Source organism: Anaerovibrio sp., assembly GCF_051866355.1.
In the GTDB taxonomy this organism is placed as follows: domain Bacteria; phylum Bacillota; class Negativicutes; order Selenomonadales; family Selenomonadaceae; genus Anaerovibrio.
Window position 1 is genome coordinate 1 of record NZ_JBJDWZ010000100.1, and the last position, 2,744, is coordinate 2,744.

Here is a 2,744-nt window from a genome sequence, read left to right on the forward strand (position 1 = left end):
ATGGCAAAGGCGAAAAAGTCTGCGCCGAAAATAATCCACAGCTCATGCTTTATGCTCTTGGCGCACTCCACGTTTACAGACCGATATTCGGTAGTAAGATACAGAATGTCCTTATCTGCATAGACCAACCGCGTATCAGAGCGTATGAGATGTGGGAATGCAAAGTGGACGATTTGGTTGCGTGGGGTGAAAACGAAGTCAAGCCAAAAGCTCAAAAGGCATTTTTAGGCGTAGGCACATACAAAGCCGGAAATTGGTGCAGATTCTGCCGTGCAAACGGTATCTGCAAGGCACAGGCCCAGCAGCATCTGTCCACTTTCAGCGAGTACGATACAACAAATGCCGCCCTTCTCAGCCCTGCTGAAATGGGAAAAGTCCTCACGCTTGGAGCTGACCTAGTTGGCTGGTATAACGCCGTTGAGAAAAAGGCATTTGACTCCTTACTCGAAGGAAATAAAATACCGGGGTTCAAGCTGGTCGAGGGACGCAGTTCCCGCGCATGGACCAATCAGGATGAGGCACTGGAAAAACTGGAACAAAGCGGCATAGAACGCGCCATGATTTATGACAACGTTCCTAAAACCCTGACCCAGCTTGAAAAAATGATAGGTGCGAAGAAATTCGCCGAAATGGTAGGCTCCTATATCATGAAGCCTCCGGGACGGCCTACTCTCGCACCTGAAGCTGATAAACGCAAAGAGTATAGTAGCGCGGCCGCAGATTTTGCAGGCGTTGCGCAGGCATAAGGAGGACACATTATGTATAACAACAATCCAACAAGAGTTCTGACAGGAGAGGTAAGACTCTCCTATGTAAACCTCGTGGAACCGCAGGCAGACAGGCTGAATCCATCGGCTCCGGCAAAGTACACCGTTACCCTGCTCATTCCTAAAAGTGATGTTGCTGTGAAGCAGAATATTGACGCCAGCATCGAAGCTGCCGCAACTGAGGCGCAGTCCAAGATTTGGTCAGGCATGAGGCCTCCGACCTTGGACCAGCCGGTACACGATGGCGATGGTCTGAGAGCCAATGGCACTCCATTCGGTCCTGAATGCAAGGGATGCTGGGTGGTAACTGCCAAATCCAAGAACAAGCCGCAGGTGGTTTCTCAGAACGACATAAACACCGAGCTTCTGCCGCAGGATATTTACAGTGGCATGTATGCAAGAGTCACCATCAGCTTCTTCGGGTACAATGCTAACGGCAAGCGCGGTATTGGTTGCGGGCTTGGCAATGTCATGAAAACAAGGGATGGCGAACCGCTTGCCGGAAATGTTTCTGCCGCCGCCGACTTTGCTGGTGTCGGGCAGACAATTGCGGCACCGCAGGCTCAGGCGGCATGGGGACAGCCTGTGGCAACTCCTGCGGCTCAGGCGGCTCCTGCGCAGAATACTTGGGCAGGCGCAGTTCAGGCCATGCAGGCAGAATCTGCAAGACGGATTAATCCGCTCACAGGTCAGCCAATGTAATTGAAAGTTAAAAGACGTACAGCTAAATAATTTACACAGCTGTACGTCTTTTTCTTTACCTATAAGGAGGACAAAATTATGAGAAGCAAATACATCATATTCAGATTTTATGACAGTGATTTCAGAGTTGATGCGCGGGAGGTAATCACGAAGATTTTTGAAGATAACATCTTTGAAGTAGCCTATTGGAATGCTCCTGATTGTATAACCAAGGGGATGACTTTTGACCAAAGATGGGAAAAATTCGAGAATTTTATTCAAACGCATTACAAAGGTGATGTTTCTAAATTCGCTAACAGAATATCCATTATCCTGCCCGTCCACCATCTCATATATGACCACATTTTTTGGGCCGACCGTGATAATATAGCTTTCGGAAATAAAACGTATGATAACGAGGGTATAGTACAAGGAATTAAAGCATATTTATTGCCCTCAAGTTCAATCCCGTGCGACATTCATTTTGGCGATGAATGGGACCGCGACGAGGATTGTGACCTTAGCTCAATCTACCTCGACATGCACACCGGGCTGCTAAGAGTATATTGATGATAAGAGTAGGTTTTTCTGCTTATGTTAGCTGTAAGGATTGGAGTGAGTGACATGACAAACGGAGATAAGTTTCGAGAAAAACTTGCTAAGAAAAGCAACGATGAATTTGTGGACATTCTGATGGGTAGCATGTGTGAGTATTGTATTCATAAAAGGAAAAATTGCGGAAAAAAATCATGCAAGGATGGCATAAAAGCATGGTTTAATACTCCATGCAAAGAAAATCCACTTGCTGAGAAAAACCCTGATAAGACCATGATAAATAATGCAGTCACTGACAACATTGACCATCCTGTGCATTATAATTTTGGCAAAATCGAGGTCATAGACTTCATAGAACAACAGCATCTAGGATTTCATTTAGGAAACTCTGTCAAGTATATAAGTCGTGCCGGACGCAAAGACCCTGCGAAAACAATTGAAGATTTGAAAAAAGCAGCGTGGTATTTGAACAGGCAAATCGAAAAATTGGAGCGTGAGTTAGGTGGACAAAACAAATAACCGTGATGTGCTTACCTGCATATACTGCCGAAACTGTATTGCGAAAAATATTGGATTTGAATGTTACGCCTGGGGGCAAATGATATGGATTTCTCCATTTCACGCTAAAACTTGCCCGTATTTTCAGTCGCGTAATCGAAAAGGTTGCCGCACAATGATAAAGGAGCGTGTGGAAAATGGCTAATTGGAAACCTGAAATCGGTAAAATGTACTATTTTCCCT

General features: G+C 45.7%; 4 protein-coding genes. All 4 read left to right on the forward strand.

Features of this window, described 5'->3' with window-relative positions:
• A partial coding sequence (locus ACI3UA_RS05455) for a DUF2800 domain-containing protein (protein WP_439723821.1) occupies positions 1–746 on the forward strand: 746 nt, incomplete at its 5' end.
• Positions 747–758: 12 nt separating this feature from the next.
• Positions 759–1,469 carry a DUF2815 family protein gene (locus ACI3UA_RS05460; RefSeq protein WP_439723822.1) on the forward strand — a complete coding sequence of 237 codons (711 nt, stop codon included), beginning with the start codon at positions 759–761 and terminating at the stop codon, positions 1,467–1,469.
• A gap of 78 nt (positions 1,470–1,547) precedes the next feature.
• Positions 1,548–2,018, forward strand: coding sequence for a hypothetical protein (locus ACI3UA_RS05465; protein WP_439723823.1), 471 nt, complete (start codon positions 1,548–1,550; stop codon positions 2,016–2,018).
• 54 nt (positions 2,019–2,072) lie between these two features.
• Positions 2,073–2,522: a DUF3310 domain-containing protein gene (locus tag ACI3UA_RS05470; RefSeq protein WP_439723824.1), complete on the forward strand. Its 450-nt coding sequence runs from the start codon at positions 2,073–2,075 to the stop codon at positions 2,520–2,522.
• Positions 2,523–2,744 lie beyond the last annotated feature (222 nt).